The organism is Jiangella asiatica (assembly GCF_004349065.1).
In the GTDB taxonomy this organism is placed as follows: domain Bacteria; phylum Actinomycetota; class Actinomycetes; order Jiangellales; family Jiangellaceae; genus Jiangella; species Jiangella asiatica.
The window spans coordinates 1-26,493 of the sequence record NZ_SMKZ01000002.1 but is presented as its reverse complement, the minus strand read 5'-3'; the positions used below and the strand labels follow the sequence as shown (position 1 = coordinate 26,493).

17 protein-coding genes are annotated in these 26,493 nt (G+C 69.2%); 13 read left to right on the top strand and 4 right to left on the bottom strand.

The window, feature by feature from the left end:
* Positions 1–16 precede the first annotated feature (16 nt).
* Entirely contained in the window at positions 17–1,552 is a 1,536-nt protein-coding gene (locus tag E1269_RS02000; protein ID WP_131890521.1) for an ABC transporter substrate-binding protein, read from the bottom strand.
* Between the two features lie 254 nt (positions 1,553–1,806).
* Here E1269_RS02000 and E1269_RS01995 point away from each other — a divergent pair, with 254 nt between their 5' ends.
* From E1269_RS01995 to E1269_RS01980, 4 genes are read left to right on the top strand one after another with little or no spacing between them, the layout of a single operon-like run.
* Positions 1,807–3,015, top strand: a complete 1,209-nt coding sequence (locus tag E1269_RS01995; protein ID WP_131890518.1) for a LacI family DNA-binding transcriptional regulator — start codon at positions 1,807–1,809, stop codon at positions 3,013–3,015.
* Complete coding sequence (locus E1269_RS01990; RefSeq protein ID WP_162606180.1) at positions 3,012–4,466, top strand: sulfatase family protein; 1,455 nt, start codon at positions 3,012–3,014, stop codon at positions 4,464–4,466. Before E1269_RS01995 ends, E1269_RS01990 begins: the two co-directional genes overlap by 4 nt.
* A 31-nt stretch (positions 4,467–4,497) precedes the next feature.
* Entirely contained in the window at positions 4,498–5,928 is a 1,431-nt protein-coding gene (locus E1269_RS01985) for a sulfatase-like hydrolase/transferase (protein ID WP_131890512.1), read from the top strand.
* Positions 5,925–6,776 carry a metallophosphoesterase gene (locus E1269_RS01980; protein WP_131890509.1) on the top strand — a complete coding sequence of 284 codons (852 nt, stop codon included), beginning with the start codon at positions 5,925–5,927 and terminating at the stop codon, positions 6,774–6,776. Before E1269_RS01985 ends, E1269_RS01980 begins: the two co-directional genes overlap by 4 nt.
* On the opposite strand, the gene E1269_RS01975 is transcribed toward E1269_RS01980, so the two are convergent.
* Entirely contained in the window at positions 6,773–7,477 is a 705-nt protein-coding gene (locus E1269_RS01975) for a histidine phosphatase family protein (RefSeq protein ID WP_131890506.1), read from the bottom strand. The two genes, E1269_RS01980 and E1269_RS01975, sit on opposite strands and share 4 nt — an antisense overlap.
* A gap of 116 nt (positions 7,478–7,593) precedes the next feature.
* On the opposite strand from E1269_RS01975, the gene E1269_RS01970 reads away from it, so the two are divergent.
* On the top strand, positions 7,594–9,816 hold the full coding sequence (locus E1269_RS01970; protein ID WP_162606179.1) for an outer membrane protein assembly factor BamB family protein: 2,223 nt from the start codon (positions 7,594–7,596) through the stop codon (positions 9,814–9,816).
* Here the strand turns inward: E1269_RS01970 and E1269_RS32050 are convergent.
* Positions 9,798–9,971, bottom strand: coding sequence for a hypothetical protein (locus E1269_RS32050; RefSeq protein WP_162606178.1), 174 nt, complete (start codon positions 9,969–9,971; stop codon positions 9,798–9,800). The genes E1269_RS01970 and E1269_RS32050 overlap by 19 nt on opposite strands.
* 101 nt (positions 9,972–10,072) lie before the next feature.
* Here E1269_RS32050 and E1269_RS01965 point away from each other — a divergent pair, with 101 nt between their 5' ends.
* From E1269_RS01965 to E1269_RS01940, 6 genes are all read left to right on the top strand, one after another.
* Positions 10,073–12,256 carry an arylsulfatase gene (locus E1269_RS01965; RefSeq protein ID WP_131890500.1) on the top strand — a complete coding sequence of 728 codons (2,184 nt, stop codon included), beginning with the start codon at positions 10,073–10,075 and terminating at the stop codon, positions 12,254–12,256.
* Complete coding sequence (locus E1269_RS01960) at positions 12,247–14,523, top strand: arylsulfatase (RefSeq protein WP_131890498.1); 2,277 nt, start codon at positions 12,247–12,249, stop codon at positions 14,521–14,523. The genes E1269_RS01965 and E1269_RS01960 overlap by 10 nt, the downstream gene beginning before the upstream one ends.
* 52 nt (positions 14,524–14,575) lie before the next feature.
* Positions 14,576–16,864: a glycoside hydrolase family 2 protein gene (locus E1269_RS01955; protein ID WP_131890496.1), complete on the top strand. Its 2,289-nt coding sequence runs from the start codon at positions 14,576–14,578 to the stop codon at positions 16,862–16,864.
* Between the two features lie 145 nt (positions 16,865–17,009).
* On the top strand, positions 17,010–18,494 hold the full coding sequence (locus tag E1269_RS01950) for a sulfatase (RefSeq protein ID WP_131890494.1): 1,485 nt from the start codon (positions 17,010–17,012) through the stop codon (positions 18,492–18,494).
* Between the two features lie 651 nt (positions 18,495–19,145).
* Complete coding sequence (locus tag E1269_RS01945) at positions 19,146–20,327, top strand: alcohol dehydrogenase catalytic domain-containing protein (protein WP_131890491.1); 1,182 nt, start codon at positions 19,146–19,148, stop codon at positions 20,325–20,327.
* A gap of 638 nt (positions 20,328–20,965) precedes the next feature.
* Positions 20,966–22,729, top strand: coding sequence for a right-handed parallel beta-helix repeat-containing protein (locus tag E1269_RS01940; RefSeq protein WP_162606177.1), 1,764 nt, complete (start codon positions 20,966–20,968; stop codon positions 22,727–22,729).
* A 33-nt stretch (positions 22,730–22,762) separates the two neighbouring features.
* Here E1269_RS01940 and E1269_RS01935 read toward each other — a convergent pair whose 3' ends face one another.
* Positions 22,763–23,704 (bottom strand): helix-turn-helix domain-containing protein, encoded by a 942-nt coding sequence (locus E1269_RS01935; protein ID WP_131890485.1) that lies wholly within the window; start codon positions 23,702–23,704, stop codon positions 22,763–22,765.
* Between the two features lie 989 nt (positions 23,705–24,693).
* Here E1269_RS01935 and E1269_RS34095 point away from each other — a divergent pair.
* A complete protein-coding gene (locus E1269_RS34095; protein ID WP_203432752.1) occupies positions 24,694–25,131 on the top strand; it encodes an integrase core domain-containing protein in 438 nt (145 codons plus the stop codon).
* A 182-nt stretch (positions 25,132–25,313) separates the two neighbouring features.
* Positions 25,314–26,493, top strand: a 1,180-nt coding sequence (locus E1269_RS01925; protein WP_131890483.1) for an IS481 family transposase, incomplete at its 3' end; no start/stop codon positions are given.

Genomic DNA, 26,493 nt, shown 5'->3' with positions numbered 1-26,493 from the left:
ATCGGCCTCGTATCTCCTAGGCGGTGTAGTCCTGGGTGGGGTCCCAGTCGGTGAAGACCCAGTCGTCGCGGGAGATGTCGGCTCCCTTGGCACGGGCTTCGGCGATGGACTCGTCCAGGGAGCGGTTCAGTGTGGCGTTGTACTCGGCGAATGCCTTCGCCGCGTCGGTGATGTCGCCGGTGAAGACGCCCTGGACCAGCTCGTTGAAGTCGGGCTTGATCGTCTGTGCCTCGACCAGCGCGGCCGAGACCTCCGGGTTGCGCGCCGACGGGATCGGGCACTTGCGCATCTGCTCGCGGGCCAGCTCGGCGGACTTGACACCGTGCGGGTCCAGGTCGAACCCCTGGGCCGCCTCGTTCGCCTCGGGGATGACCGACTGGAGCAGGCCACTGGTCATCCGCACCAGCTGGGTCTGCCCTTCCACCGAGCCGACGTAGGAGAGCAGGTCGGCCGCTATGGTCGGATACGGCGTGTCGGCGTAGACCCAGACGTTGTTGTTGCCCAGCGCCTGGTACGGCTCGAAGACGGCGCCGCCCTCCTCCTGCGGAGGCTGTCCGGCGAACCCGAACTCCCACCCGGGCGAGCCCTGCTTCCACTCCGCGACGTAGTAGTTCCCGTGGAACGTCATGCCGGCCACGCCGTTCGGCATCCGGCCGACCACGTCGTCGTTCTTGAAGGTCAAGGAGCCGGGGAACAGGCTGCCGTCGGCCTCGAAGGCCCGAAGATGCTCCAGCGCCGCCATGATCTCCGGCGCATCGAAGGCGTACTCCCCCGTGCTGAAGTCGAAGCCCCAGATGGTCTCCGACGACCGCCAGCCGGCACTCACGGCGAGCTCCATCACGATCCGGCCGATGCGCTGTCCGCCGGGGATGATGAGTCCGAACACGTCCCCACCGCCCTGCTGGGTCACCGTCCGCGCCGCGGCGCGCATCTGGTCCCACGAGCCCAGGTCCCGCTCCGGGTCGACGCCGGCGCTTTCGAGGACGGCCACGTCGTAGATCAGCAACTGGCTGAGCACGAGGCTGCTTCCCAGCGGAAGCGTGTAGACCTTGCCGTCGAAGATGTGCTCACCGGGCACGAGAGCGTCCGCCGGCCACTGCTCCCGCCAGGCGTCGAAGTCGGGGATCAGATCGTCGATCGGCTGTACCCAGCCTTCCTCCACCGCGGTCGCCGGCGGTACCGACTGCGGCATGGCGAAGATGTCCGGCGCGGTGCCGTTCCTGATGCCCAAGGTGACGGTGTCGTTGACCGTCGGCCAGCCCTGGCCGGTGTAGTCGGTCGTAACGTTGGGGTGCTTCTCGTGGTACGCCTCGAGGACAGCCTCGTTGAACAGCGCCTTCAGCGACCCGCTGTCGACCCATCGGAAGGTGAGATCCCCGTCCGGCAGCTCGAGCTGTGGATCGGGTATCGACACCGTGGCGGCCGGCCGGGGCGCAGCATCGTCGTCGACCTTGACCTGGCAGCCGGCGGCGGCCAGCCCTGCCAGGCCGAATCCCATCCCCAGCAGGCGTCGCCTGGACAGCTCGCCCCGACTCCGTGGCGTGGCCTTCATGACTTTCCCCTTCGCGGTGTGCCGGTGACGTCCCTCTCCCACTCGTCGCGAGGCGACCACTGCGGGGATCGGAGAGGTGAACCGCTCATCCGGAGACGGATGGATCTCGGACGGAAATGTTGAGCTGTGGGCCAAACGATTAACCACTATGCTGGGGTTGTCAAGGCGTTCGAGTCGACCGATCCGTTCCGGCCACGCAGGCTTCACTTCGCCTCCCGAATCCCCTAGACTCTGGCCAAACGATTAACCAACCGATGACGACGGTGCGAGGGAGCGCCGCGCTTTTCGTCCTCGTCAGCGCCCTACGGCTGGAACGAGCACCGTCGCGAATCCGGCGGTCGCCCACCCAGCGCGAGATAATGTGCACGGACCCTGCTGAGGCCGTCCTCGAGAAGGAGACCAGGATCAAAACCACCGAGCCGGCGCAGCCCCGGCGGCCTCCGACGCTCAAGGACGTCGCCGAGCTGGCGGGCGTCTCGATCACGACGGTCTCCTACGTGGTCAGCGGTCGCGCCAACAGACGCTCGGGGGTTCCGGAGCCGACGCGGAGCAAGGTCCTCGCCGCCGCGGAGAAGGTCGGCTACCGGCGCAACCGCACCGCTCGCGCGTTGCGCAAAGAACGCACGGAGCTGGTGGCCCTGGTCTGGCACGGGCCCATGACACCGTGGGTCGACGCGATCAGCGAGCAGATGGAAGAGCTCTCCGACCGGCGTGACTACGGCGTCGTGCACCTGCCGTTCCGCGACACGGCATCGGGCCGGCGCGTCGCGACGCTGTTGCAGTCCGGCATGGTCGACGGCGCAATCATGCTCGGCACCCAGCACCTGGAGACACGAGTCATCCGTGCTCTGGCGGCCGCCGGGCTGAGTCTCGTCGTGCACTCGGAGACGATGCGGCCCCACGGATTCGACGTCGTCAGGCACGGCGAGAAGGCGGCTCTCGCGGCGGCCGTCGATCACCTGGTCGAGCAGGGGCATCAAAAGATCCGCATCCTGGCCCAGCACCGCCAGATGGCCGACCATGCCGCGCGGCTGGCCGGCGCGGTGGAAGCCCTCGCCAGGCACCAGCTCGACCCGGAGCCGATCACCACCAGCAACCGGCGCGAGGACATGTATGAGGTGACGACCAGGCTGCTGCGAACGGATCTGCCCGAGGCGGTCCTCTCGATGACCGACCGCGGTGCCGTCGCCACGGTGTGGGCGGCACATCGTCTGGGTATCGACGTTCCGGGCCGGCTGTCCGTGATGGGTGTCGGCAACACCGAGGAGGGCGAGCGGATCGAGCCGTCCCTCACCTCGGTGGGAGACCCCACCCGATCCGCGGACGCCTCGGTCGAACGTCTCTTCGCGAGGATCGACGAGCCGGGTCAGCCGGGCCGGATCATCGAGCGGCCGTGGGAGCTGATCGTCAGGTCGTCCAGCCGGGACCGCAGCGCGGACCAGGCGGGGGGTCCCGGCCGGTGACCACCTCCCGTCCGGACCTGATCATCTTCGTGGCCGACGAGTGGCGCGGCGACGCGCTGGGCCACCACAATCCCGTGGTGGCCACGCCCCAGGTGGACCGGCTGGTGGAGTCGGACGCGGTCTCCTTCTCCCGAGCGTTCTGCCAGAACCCGATCTGCGTACCCAGCCGGTGCTCGGTGCTGACAGGCTGGTACCCACACGTCCGCGGCCACCGTACGCAGCACCACCTGCTGCGCGAGGACGAGCCCAACCTGCTGCGGCGCTTGCGCGAGGCCGGCTACTTCGTGTGGTGGGCAGGGAAGAACGACATGCTGTCGCCGCGCGCCATCGACGGGTCGGTCGACGTGCGTGTCGAGAACCAGCAGCGCCCGACGGGGTTGTCGTGGGCCGCGCGCTGGCGGGAGTGGTGGCCGAGCACCGATGTGCCGGGGTACTACTCTTTCTATGCTGGCCGGTTGCCGGACGAGCTAGACGTCGACGACGATCGTCATCACGTCGACGCGGCCGTCGACCTGATTCTGAACCGGCCCGTCGACCAACCGCTCTGTGTCGTGCTGACACTGCTCACCCCGCATTGCCCCTATGGCGTCGCGGCACCGTGGTACGGCAGCACCGACCGACGGCTCGTGCCCGATCCGCTGCCTCGCCCGGCGGCCGGCGACCACAAGCCTCGGACGATCACGGAGCTGGCCCGGCGCCAAGGGCTCGAGGACTGGCCGCCCGAGCGATGGCGGGAGCTGCGGGCCACCTACTACGACATGTGCACCCGCACGGATGCGATGTTCGGCGAGGTCGTACAGGCCGTTCGGCGGTCGGGTCGTTATCCTGACACCGCCATCGTCCTGCTCGCCGACCACGGCGACTTCGCGGGCGACTTCGGGCTGCCGGAGAAGGCCCAGAACGTGTTCGACGACTCGCTCACGCGCGTCCCCCTGGTCATCAAGCCGCCACGCGACCGAGCCGGCCGCGTCGGCGTCACCGATGCGCTCACCGAGCTCGTCGATGTGACCGCCACCATCGAGGAGCTGGCCGGCCTGGAGCGCGACTACGACCACTTCGGCCGATCGCTCCTCCCACTGATCAGCGACGGCGCGAACGAGCACCGCCCGGACGTGCTGTGCGAGGGGGGCCGGCGGGAGAGCGAGACGCACGCGGCCGAACTGGCCTCGCCACAGGAGCCCGAGGGTCTCTACTACCCGCGGATGAGCCTGCAGCGCGAGGACCCCGTCGCACATGGCAAGGCGACCATGATCAGAACAGACCGATACAAGTACGTGCGCCGGATGTACGAGGACGACGAGTTCTACGATCTCACGCTGGATCCCGCGGAACAGCGCAACCTGATCCATGTCCAAGCGGCGGCGGGCGCGATCGACGAGCTGCGCGTCAGGCTGCTGGATCGCATGATCGCCACGGCCGACGTCGTCCCACACCACCAGGATCCCCGGTGAACGCGCACCCGACCACGAACAGGACACGACCGTGAGCGAAACGGACCGTACCAGCCGCAGACCCAACGTCGTGGTCTTCCTCACCGACCAGCAGCGCTGGGACACCACCGGTTACGCGGGCAATCCGCTGCGGCTGACACCGAACCTCGACCGGATGGCTCTGCAGGGCACGCATGCCGCGTGCGCCATCACGCCGAATCCGCTGTGTGCGCCGGCGAGGTCGTCGTTGCAGACCGGGCTGTACCCGACCGCCACCGGCGTCCACCGCAACGACCTCTCGCTCGCCACCGATGCGGACACCGTCGCCAGACGGTTCGGTGCCGCGGGCTACGCGTGTGGCTACATCGGCAAGTGGCACCTGGCCGACGGCCCGGCCGCGGTGCCCGCCGATCAGCGCGCCGGCTACACGTCCTGGCTCGCCTCCAACATCCTGGAGTTCACCTCCGACGCCTACCGGACCATCCTGTTCGACGACGACGACGACCCCGTGGCCCTGCCTGGATACCGTGCGGACGCGCTGACCGACGCGGCCATCAGGTTCGTGGCCGATCACGACCGCGAACCGTTCTTCCTGTTCCTCTCGTTCATCGAGCCGCACCAGCAGAACGAGACCGACAGCAACGATGCGCCCGAGGGCTACGCCGAGTACTACGGCGGGCGCTGGATGCCCCCCGATCTGGCCGAGCTGGGCGGAACCGCGGCCCGCCAGCTGGCCGGCTACCTGGGGCAGGTCAAGCGCCTGGACGAGTGCCTCGGCCGGCTGCGGGAGGCCCTGCGCAGCCTGGACCTGCTCGACGACACCATCATCGCCTTCACGTCCGACCACGGCTCTCACTTCCGCACCCGCAACAAGGAGTTCAAGCGGTCGAGCCACGACGCCTCCATCCGGGTCCCGATGGTCCTCGACGGCCCGGTGTTCCGCGGCGGCGGCCGGATCTCGTCGATCGTGAACACGGTGGATCTCGTGCCCACCCTCCTCGACGCCGCGGGCCTGGAGGTGCCGGACAGCATGCAGGGCTCGTCGCTCGTGCCGCTGCTGGGCGGGCACGCGCCGGAGGCCGGTGGCGAGGGGTTCAGCCAGGTCGGCGAGAACGAGGTCGGCCGGGTCCTGCGCACACCCAAGTACAAGTACTACGTCGCCGCCCCCGACGCCGATCCACGAAACACCGGAACGGCAGACCGGTACGTCGAGCGTGAGCTGTACGACCTGGAGTTCGATCCGTACGAGCTGGTGAACCTGATCGACAACGACGAACACGTCGCGGTCCGGCTCGAGCTCGCCGACCGGCTCGCCGGCTGGGTGAAGCGGATCGAGGGGGTGACGCCCACCATCGTGGCCTCCTCCGGTGAGATGGTGCGGCGCCGCAAGCTCGCGCCCCGGGTGCGGACCAACGGCCTGCGCGGCGTCCGCTACGGCCATCAGCCCGCCAGGGCCGCGGCGCCCGATCCGCTCGACTCGTGAGCCGCGCCTCTCGGCGGGCCATGGTCTCCTTCGGAGTCGTCGCCGACTGTCAGTACGCCGACGCCGATCCACCGGTGTCCGGTCAGCCGCGCGCCTACCGCGCTGGGTTGAGCCGGCTTCACGACGCCGTGGCGCTCTTCACAGGCCGGCACCTGGACTTCATCGTCCAGCTCGGCGACCTGATCGATCGCGACCCGGCCGACCTGGCGCCCCTGTTGCGCGTTCTGCGCACGTCCGGCGTCCCCGTGCTGCACGTCCTGGGCAACCACGACCTCCAGAGCTTCCGGGGCGACCGCCGCGGGGTCATGGCGGCCCTGTCCATGACCGCCGCGTACTACGAACACCGTGCCGGCGGCGTGCGGTTCCTGGTCCTCGACACCAACGAGTCAGCGGCCCTGGACCAGCCGACCGGATCGCCGCGGTGGCTGGAACGGCGCCGGGTGCTCCGCGAGCAGCTGGCCTCGGGACAGATCAACGCGCATCCGTGGAACGGCGGCGTCGGGCCGGAGCAACTGCGCTGGCTGGAGTCCCGCCTGGCCGCCGCCGACGACGACGGCGAGCGCGTCATCGTCCTCGCCCACCAGCCGCTCCTGCCGGCGGAGAAGCACACCGTCCTGAACGCGGGCGACGTGCTGCGCGTGCTGGACCGTCACCCGAGCGTCATCGGGTACCTGAACGGGCATCGGCACCGCGGTGACCTCGCCGACCGGCAGGGCCGGCCGTTCCTCACCCTCGCCGCGATGGTCAACGGCGGCGGCACGGCGTTCGCGATCTGTCACGTCGAGCCGGACCGGCTCGTGGTCGAGGGGTTCGGCGCCGAGCCCAGCCGCCAACTGGGGCTGGCCTAACGGCTGTTGGCCGTCAGGCCACGCGTACTGTCCGTCAAGCCGGCCGCCCGCAGGTGCGATGTGTCGCCGATGGCCAAGGCGCGCGGGACGGCCAGACCAGGTGAACGACGCTCCATCAGCACCGTGGTGACCGAGGTCGGCGCGAGGTAGAGGCCGCACCACGTCAGGGTCAACGGCAGCGCGAGAAGGTGCGCCAGCCAGGCCAGGCCGAAACCCGCGTGACAGAAGACGGCGACGACATCCTCGTCCGGCGCGGCTGCCCGGTAGACGCCGTTCTCGCGCCGATAACCCAGCTCGGCCAGGAAGGCGTCGGAGTCGCGTCGCAGTTGCTCGAACCGAGCCCGGAAGTCGTACCCGGTCAGTGCCGGCAGCCGGTCCCAGTCCACGGTGGTGGGCAGGTCGCGGCCGCCCCGCACCAGCTCCCCGGGCAGGTTCCATACCGGGCCGACCCCGCCGAGGGAGTCGGCGACCTTGACCATCCGCAGCTCTGCCGTCCAGGGCAGGACGTGCGGACGAAGACCGGTGGCGGCGGCGGTCGGCCGCGCCGTCTGCCGGGCACGGCCCATCGGCGAGGTGAACACGTGCGTCACGTCCTGGCTGCTCAGCCACGCGGCCAGTGCATCGGCCTCGCGCCGGCCGCGCTCGGTGATCGCGTCGGCGGCGTAGTCGGGATCGGCATGTCTGATCACGAGCAGCCGCACGGATGTCCACCTTTCGCCGGTGTCGGGCATGACCGACTCGCCGGGAATCGATCGTTTCGATAACGTTCAGCTACCAACGGCCAAACGTTTCACCACTTTATCGTATGGTCTGCCCCATGACTCCTTCCCGGTTCCTGCCCAGTCGCCGAGAATTCCTCCAGGCCACGGGGGCGGCTGCCGCCATGGCGACGCTGCCAGGAGTCGCCAGCGGCGCCGCCCGTTCCGCGCGAACCACGACGTACGCGTTCATCAGCGACACCCACGTCGATCCGGAGATCGAAGACCGCACCGCGGCCCTGCGTGCCGTGCTGGCCGCGATCGAGGCGAAGGACCCGGCTCTCGTCGTCAACGGCGGGGACGTCACCGACGACGGCAGCGCCTACCAGTACCAGGCCTACTGCGACCTGGTACCCGACTCACTGCGCGGCCGGATGCTCCACGTGCCGGGGAACCACGACGCCAGGCACGATGCCTCGGCCTACGAGACCTGGGACCGCTTCCTCGCCAACGACGAGTTCGGCGGGGCCCGTAACTCCTCCGTCGTCACGCCCGATGGCCTGCACTGGTGCCTGCCCGACCTGACGGTGGCTCAGCAGAGCGCGGTCAGGCTCGATGAGCCCACGCGGGACTGGCTCGGAGGAGCCCTCGAGCGCAACGGTGCGGACCGCCCGACGGTCATCGTCAGCCACCATCCGCCGATGGGCGACGAGTACTACTTCCTGCAGAACTCCGAGACGTTCGCGGAAACCATCCAGCCCTTCCGGGTGCGCGCGATCCTGTGCGGCCACATGCACGCCGAGCGGGTCCGGCGGCTCAACGGGCTCACCGTGGTAGCCGGCAAGGCCCTCAAACAGGTGACCGGCGACATCGGCTTCTACCTGCTGACCAGGGTCCAGGACGGGGATCGCGACGTCTTGACGGTGGAGTTCGTCTCCGTGCCGCTGACGCCGGCCACGGCAGCCGCCGAACCCCGCCCGGTGACCTCCATCGACCTGGCCGCCGACGTCGCCGACCTCGAGCCGGCCGAGATCTCGGCGGGCGTCGACCGCACCGGCGACGCGCTCACCGTCCGGGCCGGCTTCGACCGTGGGCAGCCGGTCGCATCGGTCTCGGCCCTGGTCTACAACCAGGACATCTGGGTCGGGAGAGACAAGGACGGCCAGACGTGGACGCCCCTGGTCGCCGACGGCAACGGCTTCGCGGGCGACCTGCCGTTCGGACACGAGCCGCCCGGCGAGCACCGCGCCATCCTCCGGGTCGAGGGGACCAGCGGCGAGATCTGGCGCGAGATCGTGACCGTCACCAAGCCCGGCGACGGGTTCGCGCCGATGTGGCGGCACTCTATGGGCGACATGGTCCACAGCGCCCTGGCGCACCACGACGGCCTCCTCGTCGCGGCGACGGTCGCTGGGCGGGTCTCGGCCTTCCGGCCGGGTGCCGGGCGCAGCCGGCCGCAGTGGACCCGCCGGATCGGTCCGGTCTACTCGCGGCTCGCCTTCGCTGCCGACGGAGGGACCATCTACGCACCCTCCAGCGACCACCACCTGTACGCACTCGACGCCCGCACCGGACGGGAGCTGTGGCGGACCGACCTGGGCGTGCCGGTGATGGCCGATCCACTCGTGACGCAGATCGACGGCGAGCCCCAAGCGATCCTCTTCGCCGGCGAGACGCTCTATTGCCTCGATGCCGGCTCCGGCAGGGTGCGATGGCGGCGAGACTTCGGCGTGCGGTCGATGGGCCGCGCGGCCTGTGACGGAGAGCTGGTCTACGTCGGCGTGGGCGACGGCCGGGTGCATGCCATCGACGCGCGCGATCCGCGGCGCACGGCCTGGACGCAGCTGCTCACCGACCGGCCCGACACCCATGGGAGGCTGACCAAGGGCCCGTGGGACTGCCAGGTCCTGCTAGCCGGGCGCACCGCGGTGGTCGGCACGAAGGACAATGGCTTCGGACTGCGACTCGACGACGGTGGCACGCCGGCCTGGTCGAGGCCGGGGTCGTTCATCTTCTGCCCGCCCGTGCTGGTCGGGTCGGACGTCCTGACGATCGACGAGGCCGGCCACGCCCTGCTGGTGGACCCGTCGACCGGTGCGGCACGGTGGGAGGCGAGCCTTCCGGTCCAGCTCTTCGGTCCGGGCGTGGTCACGCGTGGCTCGGACGCCTACGTGACCAGCTCGACCGGCAGCGTCCACCTCCTCGACCTGCGAACCGGCGGCCACCGCGAGCTGCGTCAGGTCTGCAAGGAGGGCATCATCGCCACGCCGGCGTTGTGCGACGGCGACACGACGTTCGTCGTGGCCGGGATGGACGGCATGCTTCAGGCCTTCGAGGCCTGATCCGCACCGGCGCGCTCCCGCCAGAGCGCGCGCAGTGTCCGGTCGAGGTCCGGCCCGCGCACGGCGTAGGTCCATCGATGCGTGCGCACACCCCCGGACGACACCCGTGGCGTCGCCCGGTCGGCGATGACGTAGAGCAGGTTCGCGGCGGTCATCCGCACCCTTCCTCGGCGACGCCTCGCGGACATCCGCTAGACTCGCGCTGGTGGTGAAACGTTTCCCCACCTAGCGCGACGATGCCGAGGAGGCACGTGGGATGAGCGAACCGTCGTGGCCCGCCCGCGAACCACGTCAGGGGCCCAACGTCCTGCTGGTCCTGCTGGACGACGTCGGCTTCGGCCAGTTCGGCTGCTACGGCGCCTCCATCGCCACGCCAACCATCGACGCGCTGGCCGCGGCCGGCCTGCGCTTCACGAACTTCCATGTGCCGGCGCTGTGTTCGCCGACCCGGGCCAGCCTGCTCACCGGCCGCAACCATCACTCCGTCGGCATGGGCTTCCTGGCCGCGTTCGACACCGGCTTCCCCTCCTACCGCGGCCACGTGTCACCAGCGGCTGCCACCATCCCGGAGATGCTGCACGGCCGCCACTACGGCAGCTACGCGGTCGGGAAATGGCACCTGACACCGCCCGGGCAGCTGAGTACCGCCGGACCCTTCGACCAGTGGCCGACTCAACGCGGGTTCGACCGGTACTACGGCTTCCTCTGGGGCGAGGACGACCAGTGGCACCCTGAGCTGTTCTACGACCAGCACCGTGTCGACACCCCGGACCGCCCCGGCTACCACGTCAGCGAGGACCTGGCCGCCCGCGCGCAGGAGTTCCTCGCCGATCACCTCACGTCGCGGCCGGACGACCCGTTCTTCTGCTATCTGGCCTTCGGGGCCTGCCATGCGCCGCACCAAGCCCCGCGCGACTACATCGACCGCTACCGAGGCGCCTTCGACCATGGGTGGGACCGCGAGCGAGAACTCGTCCTGCAGCGTCAGATCGACCTCGGAGTGGTGCCCGCGGGGACCCGGCTACCCCCGGCGGACCCCGGCGTTCCGGCGTGGTCGGACCTGAGCGAAGACGAGCGCCGCCTCTATGCGCGCATGCAGGAGGTGTTCGCCGGCTTCATGGAGCACACCGATGCCCAGGTCGGTGCCGTCGTCGACGTCCTGCGAGCGCGCGGGGTGCTGGACGACACGCTCGTCATCGTCATGTCCGACAACGGTGCCAGCGGCGAGGGCGGAGCACACGGCACCGTCAACGAGTACCGGTACTTCCTCGGCCTCGACGACTCCGTGGCCGACGGGCTGGCCGCCATCGACGAGCTCGGCGGCCCACGGACGCACAACCAGTATCCGGCCGGCTGGGCACAGGCCGGCAACACTCCGTCGCGGTACTACAAGAGGTTCACTCACGGCGGCGGCGTCAGGGTGCCGCTGGTGGCGCACTGGCCCGGACACCTGGACACCAGCCAGCCGATCCGGACAAAGTTCCACCATGCGATCGACCTCGCGCCGACCATCCTCGAGCTCACCGGCACGACGGCACCGCGGACCCACCGCGGTGTCGCCCAACTCCCGCTGCACGGCACCTCGATGCTGCCTGCCCTCACCGATGCGAAGGCCACGACCGAGCCCCGGTGCCAGTACTTCGAGACCGCCGGCCACCGGGGCATCTACGCCGACGGCTGGAAGGCGGTCACCGCGCATCGGCCCGGGACGCCGTTCGACGAGGACCGCTGGGAGCTGTACCACCTGGAAGAGGACTTTTCCGAAGCCGTCGACCTGGCCGGCACCGAGCCGGAACGGACCCGCGAGCTGGCCGACCTGTGGTGGCGTGAAGCGGAACGCTATGCGGTGCTGCCGCTCGATGACCGCATGGGCGAGCGGGTACTGGCGCTCGACCCCGCCACGGACCGGCGCCGTTACACCCTGCTGCCGGGTACCCGGCTGCTCAACCACGTCGTCGGGCCCAGGTTCTCCGAGCGGGCGTTCCGCATCACCGCCACCGCGCGGTGCTCGCCGTCGGACGAGGGCGTACTGCTGGCGTACGGACGGCGCGCGTTCGGTTTCAGCTTCTTCGTCAAGGACGGCCGGCTGATGCTGGACTACAACCTGGCCGGCCGGCACACGGTGCTCACGGCCACGGAGGTCCTGCCCACCGGGCCAGCGCTCCTCCGGCTCGACATCGAGCCCGCCGGCCCCGGCGCGCACGCCGTCCTGTCGATCGACGGCCGCCCCGTCGGCCGCCGCACTGTTCCGCGGCTGGTGCCCGCCGGCATCGCGTGCGTGTCGGTCCAGTGCGGACACAACGCCCCGTCACCGGTCAGCGACGAGTACGAGGCTCCATTCACCTTCACCGGCGCCCTCGACAACGTCGTGGTCGAGCTCGGGCCACCGGTGCACGAGCAGGCAGACGTCGACGAGAGGGCCCAGCTGACATGGCAGTGACCGAACCGAACCGGCCGACCGGGCAGCGACCGGGCGAAGCATCACGCGAAGCAACGATCGGCACGACGTACCGCGACTCGACCCCGTCCTGGCCCCCGGTCCCGACCTCGGCCGGTCGCCCGAACGTCGTCTTCCTCGTGCTCGACGACATCGGGTTCTCCAGCCTCGGCAGTTACGGCTCGGAGATCGCCACGCCGACGATGGACGAGCTCGCCGCGCGCGGCGTGCAGTTCACCAACTTCCACGCGACGGCACTGTGCTCACCGACGCGGGCCTGCCTGCTGACCGGCCGCAATCACCATGCGGTCGGCATGGCGTATCTGTCACACGTCGACGACGGCTACCCCGGCTACCGTGGCAGGGTCGGTCACGACTGCGCGACCCTGGCGGAGATGCTGGTGGCCGGGGGCTACAACACGATGGCCGTCGGAAAGTGGCATCTCGCGCCCATGGACCAGACGACGGCGGCCGGCCCGTACGACCAGTGGCCACTGGGGCGGGGCTTCGAGCGCTACTACGGGTTCATGGAAGCACTGACCGACCACTACTACCCGGAGCTGTACCACGACAACCACCAGACGACGGCGCCGCGAACACCGGAGGACGGATATCACCTGACCGCCGACCTCGTGGACAAGTCGTGCGAGTTCCTCCGCGACCAGACATCGATCGCGCCGGAGAAGCCGTTCTTCCTCTACCTCGCGTTCGGCGCCACGCACACGCCGTTCCAGGCACCGGCGGAGTTCGTCGAACGGTACCGCGGCGCCTACGACGAGGGCTGGGACGTCATCCGGGAACGGCGCTACCGGCGGCAGCTCGAGACCGGAGTGATCCCGCCCGGCACCGCACTGCCGCCGCGCAACGACGACGTGCGCCCGTGGGACGAGCTGACCGCGGACGAACGGCGACTCGCGGCACGCTTCCAGGAGGTGTATGCCGGGTTCCTCGAGCACACCGACGCCCAGATCGGCCGGCTCCTGAGCTACCTGGACGAGCTGGGCCGCCTGGACGACACCATCGTGGTGCTGCTGGGTGACAACGGCGCGAGCCAGGAGGGAGGGGAGCACGGCGTCCTGAACACCACGCACTACGAGAACGGCCGCTTGCCCTCCCTGGCGGAGAACCTCGCCCGGATCGAGGAGATCGACGGGCGCACCACGCACGTGAACTACCCCCTCGGCTGGGCGCAGGCCGCCAACACGCCCCTCCGGCGGTACAAGCAGAACACGCACGCCGGTGGCATCCGCACCTCGATGATCATGAGCCTGCCGAACAGGATGGGTGCAGGGGAGCGCCGCTCGGGGTTCCAGCACGTCACCGACATCGTGCCCACGGTCCTGGACCTCATCGGCATCGAAGCGCCGCGCACGTACCGGGGGGTGCCGCAGCGAGCGCTCGACGGCGTCAGCATGCGCGCCGTGCTGGACGACGCGTCGGCCGCGACCTCTGAGCGCACGCAGTACTTCGAGACCGACGGGCACCGGGCCATCTGGCGCGACGGGTGGAAGGCCGTCGCCTGGCACCGCCGCGGCGCGGACTTCGACACCGACCGGTGGGAGCTGTACCACGCGGCCGAGGACTTCTCCGAGGCCGAGGACCTGGCAGCGGCCATGCCCGGCAAGCTTCGCGAGCTGGTCGACACCTGGTGGCGGGAAGCCCGCCGCAACAACGTCCTGCCACTGGACGACCGCGGCTTCGCCGAGCGCGCCAACGCGAACTTCCGCCCGCACTCCCCCAAGGATCGCCACCGATTCGTCTACCTCGACGGAGTCCAGCACATCCCCACCGCCGCGGCGCCCCCGGTCGCGGGCCGGTCCGTTCAGATCTCGGCCCGGATCGTCCGCCCGGACCGGTCAGCGGACGGCGTGCTCATCGCGCACGGCAGCGTCAACAGCGGCTACTGCCTCATGGTCGAGGACGGCCGGCTCGTCTACGACTACAACTACTACGGCGACCACAAAATCTTGCGCTCGTCCGTTCCCGTCCCGCTCGGCGCCTCGGAGGTGGCCGTGCGGTTCATCAAGGACACCGACAGCTCCGCGGGCACGGCCACCCTGCTGATCGGCGGGAACGAAGCGGGGCACCTGCGCCTCGACGAGACCTTCGAGCACTTCGTGGCCTTCCAGGGCCTGGACATCGGCGGCGACCGGCTGTCCCCCGTCCGCGCCGACGCCGACGGGCCGTTCGACTTCAGCGGCCGGCTCGAACAGGTCGTCGTGGATCTCCTCGACCCCGCGACGGGACGGCCGTACGAGCCACGGGACTGATCCCCCGACCTGCGGCCCGATCCGGGCCACACCGACAGGAGCTGATCGACTCGTGCCACGACACCTGCTGGACCTCGACCGCGGTTGGCGCCACACGGCCCCGGCCTCGCCCGGAGACGAGGCCGCCGACCTCGACGACTCCGGATGGGAGCGCGTCACTCTGCCGCACAGCACCACGACCCTTCCCTGGCATGGCTTCGATCGCGCTGCCTACCAGTTCGTCTCCGTCTACCGCCGCACCGTCGAGGTGCCGGAAGGGTTCACCGGCCGAGTGTTCCTCGATGTCGACGGCGCCATGACCGCCTCCACCGTCTGGTGCAACGGCGTTCTCGTCGGAGAGCACCTCGGCGGATACACACCGTTCTCCATGGAGCTGACCGCTCAGGTCGCCCGGGACCGCCCGAACGTGATCGCCATCCGGGTCGACGCCACGGAACGGCCCGACATCCCGCCGTTCGGCGGGCGGATGGACTACCTGACGTTCGGCGGCATCTACCGCGACGTGACGCTCCGCCTCGTTCCTCAGGTTTTCGTCGCCGACGTGTTCGCCAAGCCGGTGCGCGTCCTCGAGGCCGAGCGTGCCATCGAAGTGTCGTGCGAGCTCGACGCGGACGGCGCGGTCCCCGGACCGCTCTCGATCGAGGCGGAGCTGCGCGACGGTGCCCGGATACTGGCGCGGTCGCAGCGTGAGGTGCGGGTCTCCGATCGGGGCACCGCGACCGTGGACCTGCTGCTCGAGAACCTCGGAGACATCGAGCTGTGGGACATCGACCGGCCACGCCTGTACGACGTCGTGGTCAGGCTGCACGGCCCGTCCGACGACGAGCACACCCGCCGCATCGGCCTGCGCGAGGCGCGGTTCACGCCGGCCGGCTTCTTCCTGAACGGGCGCCGCCTCAAGCTGCGCGGGCTCAATCGACATCAGACGTTCCCGTTCGTCGGCGGCGCCATGCCCCGGCGAGTGCAGCGACGAGACGCCGAGATCCTCCGGCACGAGCTCAAGTGCAACGTCGTCCGGACGTCTCACTACCCGCAGTCGCCACACTTCCTGGACCGCTGCGACGAGATCGGCCTGCTCGTGGTCGAGGAGATACCCGGTTGGTCCCATGTCGGCGACGCGGCGTGGCAGGCGCTCGCCTGTCGCGACGTGGAAGCGATGGTGCGCCGCGACCGCAACCGGCCGTCGGTGATCCTCTGGGGCGTCCGGATCAACGAGTCGCGCGACCACCACGACTTCTACACCCGCACCAATCAGCTGGCACGCACCCTCGACGACTCCCGTCAGACCGGTGGAATCCGCAACTTCTTCGACTCAGAACTGCTGGAGGACGTCTACACCGTCAACGACTTCGACATAGGCGAGCTACGGCGACCCAACCATCAGCTGTACCTCGTCACCGAGTTCGGCGGTCACACCTTCCCGACCAAGCAGACCGATCACCTGGACCGGGTCCAGGAGCACGTTCTGCGGCACGCTCGCGTCCTCGACCAGATCTACGGCGACGACCGGCACGCCGGGGGCATCGGGTGGTGCGCGTTCGACTACAACACCCGCGGCGACGCCGGATCCGGCGACCACGTCTGCTACCACGGCGTGTCGGACATCTTCCGCATCCCCAAGCCCGCCGCCGCACTGTATCGGTCACAGTGCGATCCGGCCGAGGCCATCGTGCTCGAGCCTGCCTTCCACTGGTCGCGCGGGGAGTTCCACCCGCACGCCGTCGAGACACACAACACGATGTACGACGACCGCGCCGGGCATCGATCGAGCGGGCTGGCCGTCATCTGCTCGAACTGCGACGAACTGCGTCTGTACGTCGGTGATCGGATGGTGTCTCGCCTAGAGCCAGCTCGCGAGGCCTTCGGCCACCTGCCACACCCTCCGTTCATCACCGATGCCCTGTCCGCCAAGTGGGGACCCGACTGGCACGACCTGTGCATCGAGGGGTACCTGGAAGGCCGCCTGGTGACGACCCGGCGGTTGAGCGGACGCGGCGTGGACGCGCTGTTCCAGGTCGAGCCCGACGACACCACGCTCGTCGCGGACGGAAGCGACGCCACCCGGGTGGTTCTGCGCGTCACCGACGAGTTCGGCAACCGCCGGCCATACGCCACCGGCGCGGTCTCGCTGAGAGTGGAAGGGCCGGCTCGAATCATCGGAGACAACCCGTTCGCGCTGGTGGGCGGCGGGGGCGCGGTGTGGCTGCGAACCACGGAGACGCCAGGGCCCGTACGCCTGCACGCCGAGCACACCGCACTCGGTGCCGCCACCGCCGAGATCCAGGTGCTCCCTGCCGGCACTCCGAGCGCTCCGAGCGCCCCGCAGCTCGCACCGCGATGACCGTCCAACCGCCCTGCGGGAACGGACGTGGTCAGGATCGCGGGCCGACCCCATCGTTAGCATGCCGATCGTAGAACGTGTTCATGCACGGCGAGCGAGCTGTCCAGGAGGCGTCGCGGCCGGCGAGGCTAGGGAGCAACGGTCCATGACAGACACGGTCACCTCGAGGCCGAACATCGTCCTGATCCTCGTCGACGACCTCGGCTGGCGTGATCTGAGCTGTTACGGCTCGACGTTCTACGAGACGCCGAACCTGGACCGCTTGGCGACCAACGGCATGGCGTTCACCGACGCCTACGCGGCGGCTCCGGTGTGCTCGCCCACCCGGGCGAGCGTTCTCACGGGCAAGTACCCGGCCACCGTCGGCGTCACGAACTACATCGGCGGCCATGCGGTGGGACGTCTGTGCGACGTGCCCTACCACCACTGTCTTCCGAGCCAGGAGATCTCCCTAGCCCGAGCGCTGCGAGACGGTGGATACCGCACCTGGCACGTGGGAAAGTGGCACCTCGGCTCGCGCATGACGTGGCCGGACCGGCACGGCTTCGACGTCAACGTGGCCGGCTGCGACTGGGGGCGCCCGCCCACCTACGTCAGTCCGTACGGATGCCCCACCCTGACCGACGGCCCCGACGGCGAGTACCTCACCGACCGGCTCACCGACGAGGCCATCGCACTGATCAACTCAGCTGACGACCGCCCGTTCTTCCTCAACCTCTGGCACTACGCCGTCCACACGCCGATCCAGGCACCTGAACACCTGATCCGCAAGTACGCGGACAAGGCACGCGAGCTCGGCCTGGCCGACGTCGAGGCCCTCGAACCCGGCGAGCGGCTGCCGCCCTGGCATCTGCGGCACCTACGGGTGCAGCGCCGGACCGTCCAGTCCGATCCGGCCTACGCGGCGATGATCGAGAACCTCGACTGGAACCTCGGCCGACTGCTCGACGGCCTGGAACGGTGCGGAAAGCTCGACGACACGATCGTCATCTTCACCTCCGACAACGGGGGCCTGTCGACGGCGGAGCGATCGCCCACCTGCAACGCGCCCCTTGCCGAGGGGAAGGGATGGATGTACGACGGCGGGGTTCGCGTGCCGCTCATCGTGAGCTGGCCCGGCGTGGTGGCACCGGGAACGACCACCGGCGAGCTGACCACCAGCCCCGACCTCTACCCGACCCTCCTGGCGGCTGCCGGGCTGCCGCTGCGTCCGGAGCAGCACACCGATGGCGTCAGCATCCTCCCGCTGCTGAGCGGCGAGACGTTCGACCGCGGTCCGGTCTTCTGGCACTACCCGCATTACGGCAACCAGGGCGGCACGCCTGGCGCCGCCGTCCGGTGGGGCGACCTCAAGCTGATCCGCTTCTTCGAGGACGACCACCTGGAGCTGTACGACCTCCGAAACGACATCTCGGAGACGGAGGACCTCGCGGAGAAGAGGCCGGCTGACACGCGCCGGCTGGCCCGGACCCTCGACACGTGGCTGACGGAGGTGCGGGCCGCCATCCCCGCGCCCAACCCCAACGACCGTCCCGCCTCCCCCGGTGGCGAGGACTCTCACGACAGGTGGGCACGGAACCAGGACACCGCCTCGGCCACCGCAGGGCCGACCAGCTCGTCTCGATCGTAGATGTCTCGTCGCATCAGCTGGACGACCTCGTCGATCGGCGCGGAAGGCGACACGGTCATGATGTCGCCGCCTGCACGTCACCACGTCTGTCGCCATCACGTCGACCACCGACTGCAGCTGGACGACGCCCGCGAGAGCGGCGTTCATGAGTCGCTGCCGGTACCGGCGGAATGATTCGCCGCCGCCAGTCCTCGAGCCGATCGCGGCTGGCGCGTTCCATGTCCTGCAGGTCGCGCTCCGCGCGATCGCCCGGGCTCCATCCGGCCGCGTGTCCGCAGGTGGCATCTGGCTCGTCGCCGGTGGCCACGCCGCCGGTCGCCCCTGAAACCGAGCCGCAGAAGCCGGCGGCCGTCACGGCGCCGGACACACCGGCCACGGTGCCGGAGGCCGTGCCGGGCAGTTCTGAGAAGGAAGACGAACTGCAAGCCCAGCGCCCAGGTCACCTGCCCGCCGAGCACCGTGATGAGCACGCCGGGGACGCACACCCGAACCGCCACCAAAACCATTCATGATGGCTGTCGTGACCGTCGGTCGGGACGATAGCTCCACGCGCCCGGAGGCCGACCGACCGGCTCGGCACCCCCGAATGGCCGTGTCGTCTCGGGGTACACCGACCACACCGAGACGACATCACGGGAGAGGACCAGCGCCATGAGGGCCGTGACCTGGCAGGGCAAGCGCGACCTCCGGGTCGATGATGTCGCCGATCCCCGGATCGTCGAGCCCACGGACGCCATCGTCCGCGTCACCACGACGGCGATCTGCGGGTCGGACCTGCACCTGTACGAACCGCTGGCTCCGTTCATGGAGCCCGGCGACGTCATGGGTCATGAGTCGATGGGCATCGTCGAGGAAGTCGGCAGCCAGGTCACCCAGATTGGCCCCGGCGACCGGGTGGTCGTGCCGTTCCAGATCTGCTGCGGGCGCTGCTACATGTGCCAGCACGGCCTGCACACCCAGTGCGAGACGACCCAGGTGCGCGAGCACGGCATGGGCGCCGCGCTCTACGGATACACGAAACTGTACGGCCAGGTGCCCGGCGGGCAGGCCGAGTACCTGCGTGTGCGGCAGGCGCAGTACGCACCGATCAACGTGCCTCAGGACGGACCGGACGAGCGGTTCGTCTACCTCTCCGACGTCCTTCCGACAGCCTGGCAGGCCGTCGAGTATGCCGCAATCCCGCTGGATGGCACCGTCCTGGTGATGGGCCTCGGACCGATCGGCGACATGGCCGCCCGCATCGCACTGCACCGCGGCCACCCCGTCATCGGCGCCGACCCCGTCCCGGAACGCCGAACGAGGGTCGCCGAGCGCGGTGCCACCGTCCTCGACCCGGACGCCGAGCACGATCTCGCCGCCACCGTACGGGACCTGACCGACGGCCGCGGCGCGGACTCGGTCATCGACGCCGTCGGCATGGAAGCGCACGGCTCACCGACCGCACAATTCGCCCAGAAGCTGGTCGGACTGTTGCCTGACACCTTCGCCGAACCGATGATGCAGAAAGCCGGCATCGACCGCCTCGCCTCGCTGTACACGTCGATCGACGCGGTACGCCGCGGCGGGACGATCTCCCTCGTGGGCGTCTACGGCGGCATGGCCGACCCGCTGCCGATGCTGACGCTGTTCGACAAGCAGATCCAACTGCGCATGGGCCAAGCCAACGTCCGGCGTTGGACCGACGACATCATGCCCCTGCTCACCGGCGCCGGCGACCCCTTGGGCGTCGACCACTTCCACACCCACAAGCTGCCGCTGAACGACGCACCCAGGGCCTACGACATGTTCCAGAAGAAGACCGACGGCACGATCAAGGTCCTGCTCACCCCGTGAGTTCTGGAAGGTGGTGTCAGGTCGCCTGCACGGCGGCGCTGGCGTCGCAGGAAGGAGCACGCAGGCAGGACGATGACTTAGCCGGGCGGTTCACGAGCCGATGGTCATGAGACAGACACCTTCAGGCTGGATCACTACAAGCTCCATTCGAACGCCGCTTCGCGTCCGATGTGCCTCTGTGTTCTGGCGGAGTTTCGGCGTGGACGGTTGCCGGGCGTGTCAGCGGGTGGATTACAAGGGTCTTCAGGACGTAAAGCTGGTGTTGGCTCCCGATAGCGCCGGTGGTACGGCCGCCGTACGGCCGGGATCCGCCGACGGTGATCCGCTGGCAACGGTCCTGGCCGGCAGGGAGGAAGCCCTCGCGCGCGTGGCGGCAACCTGGACCTGGCCGCGTTCGCCACTGCGACGGACCACATCAGCGATGCCGGCTGCTGCAGTCCCTGCGACCCGAAACCAGGACAACCCGCCCGTGTCGGTGACGCTGCCCGGCATCGATGGTCTACGGTTCTCGACCGCACCGCTCCACCGCGCGAACGGCGACTGAGGGCCCCGGATTGATCGGTCATGTGCCGGAGGATTTGACCGTCGGCCGCCGCATCGCTTGGCCGCTACAGGCCGCGTACGGCAGGTTGACCGGCATGGAGCATCGCAGCACCGACGCACCCGTCGAGTCCACCCGACGACGGTCGTTCCTGGGCTTGGCCGGCCTGGCCACTGGCCTGGGCGTTGCGGCGACGGCGGGTATGTCATCCCCGGCCGCCGCCGCCGAGAACGGCCCGGTCTACGATGTCACCGACTTCGGCGCGAGGGGTGACGGCGAGACCGACAGCAGTGGCGCTTTCATCGCCGCGTTCGACGCTGTCCGGGAGTCCGGCGGCGGGTGTGTGATCGTCCCGCCGGCGCCGAAGCCGTACTGGATCAGCCCGAAGACCGGCTCTCCACCTCCGTTGATCCTGCCCAGCAACCTGACTTTGATCGGCTACGGTGCCACTCTGACCCGCGCCCGAGGAATCTCGTTCGCGGTGACCTCCCCGGGCCGGCCCTGGTACGGCGGCGGGGCCACGAACATCACCATTCGAGGGCTGACCATGCGCGGCTCCTACGCCGAGGCCCGGCCGATCTCACTGTTCAACCTCCATCACGCCAGCGACGTGGTGATCAGCGATTGCTCGTTCATCGAGTGCCAGGGGTCGCGGCACTGCATCCCGCTGGCGGGCTGCGAGCGGGTGCTGATCGAGCGCTGCACGTTCGCCGGGTTCCACGACGACGAGGGACCGAAGTCCGCCGGGCGCGAGTGCATCCAGCTGGACTACTCCTATTTCGGCGCCACAGGGACCACCGAGCCGACCGGGTCATACAGCGGGCTGCTCACCCGCGACGTCACAATCGATCACTGTGCCTTCCTCCCCTTAACCGTAGGCGGCGTGACCTATCCGTCGCCGAAGCCGGTCGGGTGTCATGGGTACAAGCAGGATTCGTGGATGGAGCGAATTCGGTTCACCAACAACCTGGTGGTGGATCCCGGGCATCAGCCGGCGGTGGACGACACTCCGCACGCGTCGGCCGACATCGGGATCCTGCATTTGCCGACCTGCGCCGATGTGCTCATCGCCGACAACAGGTTCATCCAGACCACCCCGGGGATGGGACGGGTGCTGACCTTCGTCGCACCGAACGTCGTCATCCCCAAGACCTGGGACCCCAACGTGCGCCCGCCGGTGAAGATCACCCTGGACAGCGGTATCGGCGCCAAACGCATTCGCATCCTGGGCAACACCTTCACCGGCTTCCGCCGCACCTCGAACGACGTGCCCGGGCAGCAGGTGATCTGGTTGCGCGGCCTGCCCGGCGGCGGCGAGATCACCGACGTGGTGATCGCGGACAACACCTTCGACGACCTCACCGAGCCTGGCGACGACACTTACGTCATCAGCGCGAACTACGCCGACGGCCTGGAGATCCGGGGCAACACCTTCGGCGCCGCACCTGCGGGGATCCATGTCGCGACGTGCCGACGGGTCCGGGTGACCGACAACACCTTCTCCGCCATCGATGAGCTCTGCGTGGACCTGGAACGCGTGACGGTGGGGAGCGTGTCGGGCAACACCAGCCAGAGCGGCAGTCCGGCCGGGCTGGTGCGGGTGGACGACAGGTCTGCAGGGGTCAGCGTGACAGCGAACGTCGGCACCGATATCAGCCCCTCGCGCGGTGGAGCGGCCGTGTACGTCGGGGGAGACGGCTTCACAGTTACCGGTAACGTCCTGTCCGGTCGCGGCGATGCCGGCATCCGGGTCTCGGCGACGGCTACCGGAGCGGTGACCGGTAACGCTGTGAACGGATTCGACGATGACGTTGTCGCACCACGCGGCCGCAAGCAGGTGGTCGTCACCGGCAACGCGTGACCTGGACCGAGGAGGCCAGCCTCGGGCATCGATTCACGGCACGTTCATCGAGCGCCGCCGCCACTCGCCAGGCGTCATGCGGTAGCGCCGGCGGAACAGCCGTGCGAAGTACTCGGCGTCGGCGAACCCGACGCGCCGAGCGACCTGACCGACCGTCAGCGTCCCCTCGCGCAACAACCGCGCACCCCGCTCCAGCCGCAAATGCTGCACCCAGGTCATCGGCGCCGCACCCAGGTGACACCGAAACAGCCGGCCGAGGGTCGTCGGGCTCACTCCGGCGGCAGCGCAGAGATCGGCCAGCTTAAATGACCGGTGGACGTGCCCGACCGCCCACGCGATGGCACGGCGCAACGTCGGTGGCAAATTCGGGTCGTACTGCGGGGCAAGCCGACGACGCGCGGTTAACACCTCGTCGAGGAGGACGGCACCGATGTGCCGGCCAACCATGGCGGTCACATCGCCGCGCCCCCAGTAATGCGCCGCGAAGGCGATGAGCAGTGCCAGGCCGACGCGATCACCGTGTCGGAGTTGGAACGGTACCTGCGGCAGCGCCGGAAGATCCTGTCGATGCGAGCTGTCCCACAACGGATCATCAGGCGCGTGGGCGACGCGCAGCGTGACCGGCACCGCCGCATCGTGTCGCGGAATCAAGTGCACGGTGCTGACCAGCAGCGGATCGTTGCGGGCCGGGCGATATTCGACGTGATGCCCCCACGGCATGCCGATCAGCGAACGAGGGCCGACCTCGTAGCCGATGCCGTTCACGACGATGTGCCCCGTCCCGGAGGTGACCAGGCAGTAGGCGCGAGACTGGACGCCGTCGTACGCCAACCGGTCCCGCGTCGAGATCAAGGTTGCGTCGGCCTGCGCGACGAGCGGGAACCAGCCTCGCGCATCGACCACTGGATCCAGCATCCCGGTGCAGACCTCGGGATGAGCACGAACTGTGGCGCGGTTCGGGCTCGATGGGCTCATTCAGGTGACCTCTCACTCCAGATGCCATCGAGTCGGGCGAGCGATTCGTCCAGGACGCTAGGAGATGCCCCTTACGGCGGTCAACGGCCTTCGCCGGGCCGGAAGCGCAGACGCGCAGCGTACGGCCCCTCCCGTAGGAGAACGTTCGCTCAGCCGTAAACGCGTCGCGATGCGCAGTACGCCTCGTCGTCGATCGCCGTGCGGGCAGGTAGGTGCCAGCCGGCGGATCAACGCCCAAATCCTCCACTGATATCACCCATCCAATCCGTCTGGGTGGCCTCGTTTTCGAGCGTCGCCGACACGGTCCGTTTCGGATCGGTCGGATCTCGAGGGAGCGAGAGGTGGCCCGCAAGGGTGGCACATAGTTCGTCGTCACGCAGGTGAGGTCCACATCGTCATCCACTGTGACGGCCAACACCTACCGGTTCGGCAAACGAATCGAGTTCGGGCCGGCCCTGTGGTCGGTGACGTCACCGTGAGCCCAAGGTCCGACCCGCCCGGGGCCCGGTGCTCGCCCGTGCCCGTGGCGGCCGCGTCATCGATGTCGGCTGTCGGCCTGCCAATCCTTTGATCAGGAGCGGATTGTGGTCACCAGGGCGATGACAACCCGCTTCTGATCAAGGTTCACGGAGCGAGGCCGACGGCGCCCACCGGCCGGTGCCGGCACCCGGACGCACGCGCCGCGCAGGACGAGGTCGCCGCGGCCCCAGGGGTCATCGTCGGCTCGTGCTCCCGGACCCGGATTGGGTCCGGGAGCCTCACTGGCGGGCTCCCACCCGACAGCGCTGATGTGCCAGATCGTCGGCCATGTCAAAGGCTCGCTTGGTCATCACGGCCCTGTTCGTCGAGGGTCAGACGCCTGCCGAGGTCGCCCGCCGCTAAGGGGTGCACCGTGCCTGGGTCTACAAGCTGAAAAAGCGTCCTACGTCTTTGCAAAGAACTGACCGAGCCGGTCTGGACGCCGGCGCGGACAGCATCGGCTGGCACACTTGACCCACCACCACGGCACGAAGCAGACGACGAAGAACTGGCTACGTGCCCGGACCCAACAATCCCAAACCATCTCCGAGCTGCAGGCCCTGCTCGACCAGTTCCGCGACACCTACAACCAGGACCGCCCGCACGGCTCGCTCCCGCACCGTGCGACCCTCGCGACGGCCTACCCCCACCGGCCCGAAAGCCACCCCGTCCGCCGACCGATCCGGCGATACCCACGACCGGGTCCGCACCAACTGATCGACGGCTCCGGCGTAATCACCCTGCGCGTCAACGCCGCCTGCACCACATCGGCGTCGGCCGAACTCAGGTCCTGTTGCTCGTCCACGACCTACACGTCCGCCTCGTCAACGCCACCACCGGCAAACGCCTCCGCGAACTCACCATCGACCCCACGCGACCACCAGCCCACCCACCAGGCCCGAAAATGACGACAGCCGAACCCACAACCGAGGGTTCGACTGTCGTCGATGTTTGAGACATCACATGGTAGCGGGGGCAGTGTCCTGGCGCAGGACATCGGAATGGGGTGTCTCACGACATCGGAATAGGGGTGTCTCGGGGCATCGGCATGGCGTCGCGAGGCTGACCGCTGGGCGTTGGACGCTTCGCCATGTCGAAGCGACGCCTGGTCATCACTGCCGTTCTCGCCGGTACATCCCAGTCTGAGGTCGCCCGCACCTACGGGGTCTCCCAGGGCTGGATCTCCCGCCTCATGGCCCGATACCGCGAGCAGGGCGAGGCCGCGTTCGAGCCCGTCTCCCGGGCCCCGAAGACCAACCCGGCGGCGACACCGCCAGCGGTCGTCGAGCAGATCCTGGTCCTGCGCAAGAAGTTGACCGAGGCCGGCCTGGACGGCGGCGCCGAGACCATCGCCTGGCACCTGGAACACCACCACGGCGCCAAGGTCTCCCGCGCGACGATCCACCGCGTCCTGGCACGCGAGGCAGCCGTCACCCCCGAGCCGAAGAAGCGGCCCCGCAGCTCCTACATCCGCTTCGAGGCCTCGATGCCGAACGAGTGCTGGCAGTCCGACTTCACCCACTACCGCCTCACCCGCCCCGACGGGCGACCCGGGGCAGACGTGGAGATCATCACCTGGCTCGACGACCACTCCCGCTACGCCCTGCACCTCAGCGCCTGGCCACGCGTCACCGCCAAGATCGTGCTGGACACCGTCCGCCAAGCCGCCAGCCTGCACGGATACCCCGCCTCCACGCTCACCGACAACGGCATGGTCTACACCGTGCGACTGGCCGGACAGGGCCGAAAGGGCGGACGCACCGCCCTGGAGCACGAGCTGCGCCGCCGAGGCATCGTGCAGAAGAACGGCAAACCGAACCACCCGACCACCCAGGGCAAGGTCGAACGATTCCAGGCCACGATGAAGAAGTGGCTGGCCGCCCAGCCCGTCCAGCCCACCACGATCGACCAGCTGCAGGCACTGCTCGACGACTTCGCCGACGAGTACAACCACCGCCGCCCGCACCGGTCCCTGCCACACCGCGCCACCCCGGCCACCGCCTACGCCGCGCGCCCCAAAGCCACCCCCGGCGCCGACCGCTCCGGCGACACCCACGACCGCGTCCGCCATGACCGGGTCTCCACAGCCGGATCCATCACACTGCGCCACAACGGCACGCTCCACCGCATCGGGATCGGGCGAACCCACACCGGAACCTACGTCCTGGCCCTCGTCCACGACCTCGACATCCGCATCATCAACGCCCCCACCGGCGAACTCCTACGCGAGCTCGTCCTGGACCCCACACGCATCTACCAGCCCACCGGCC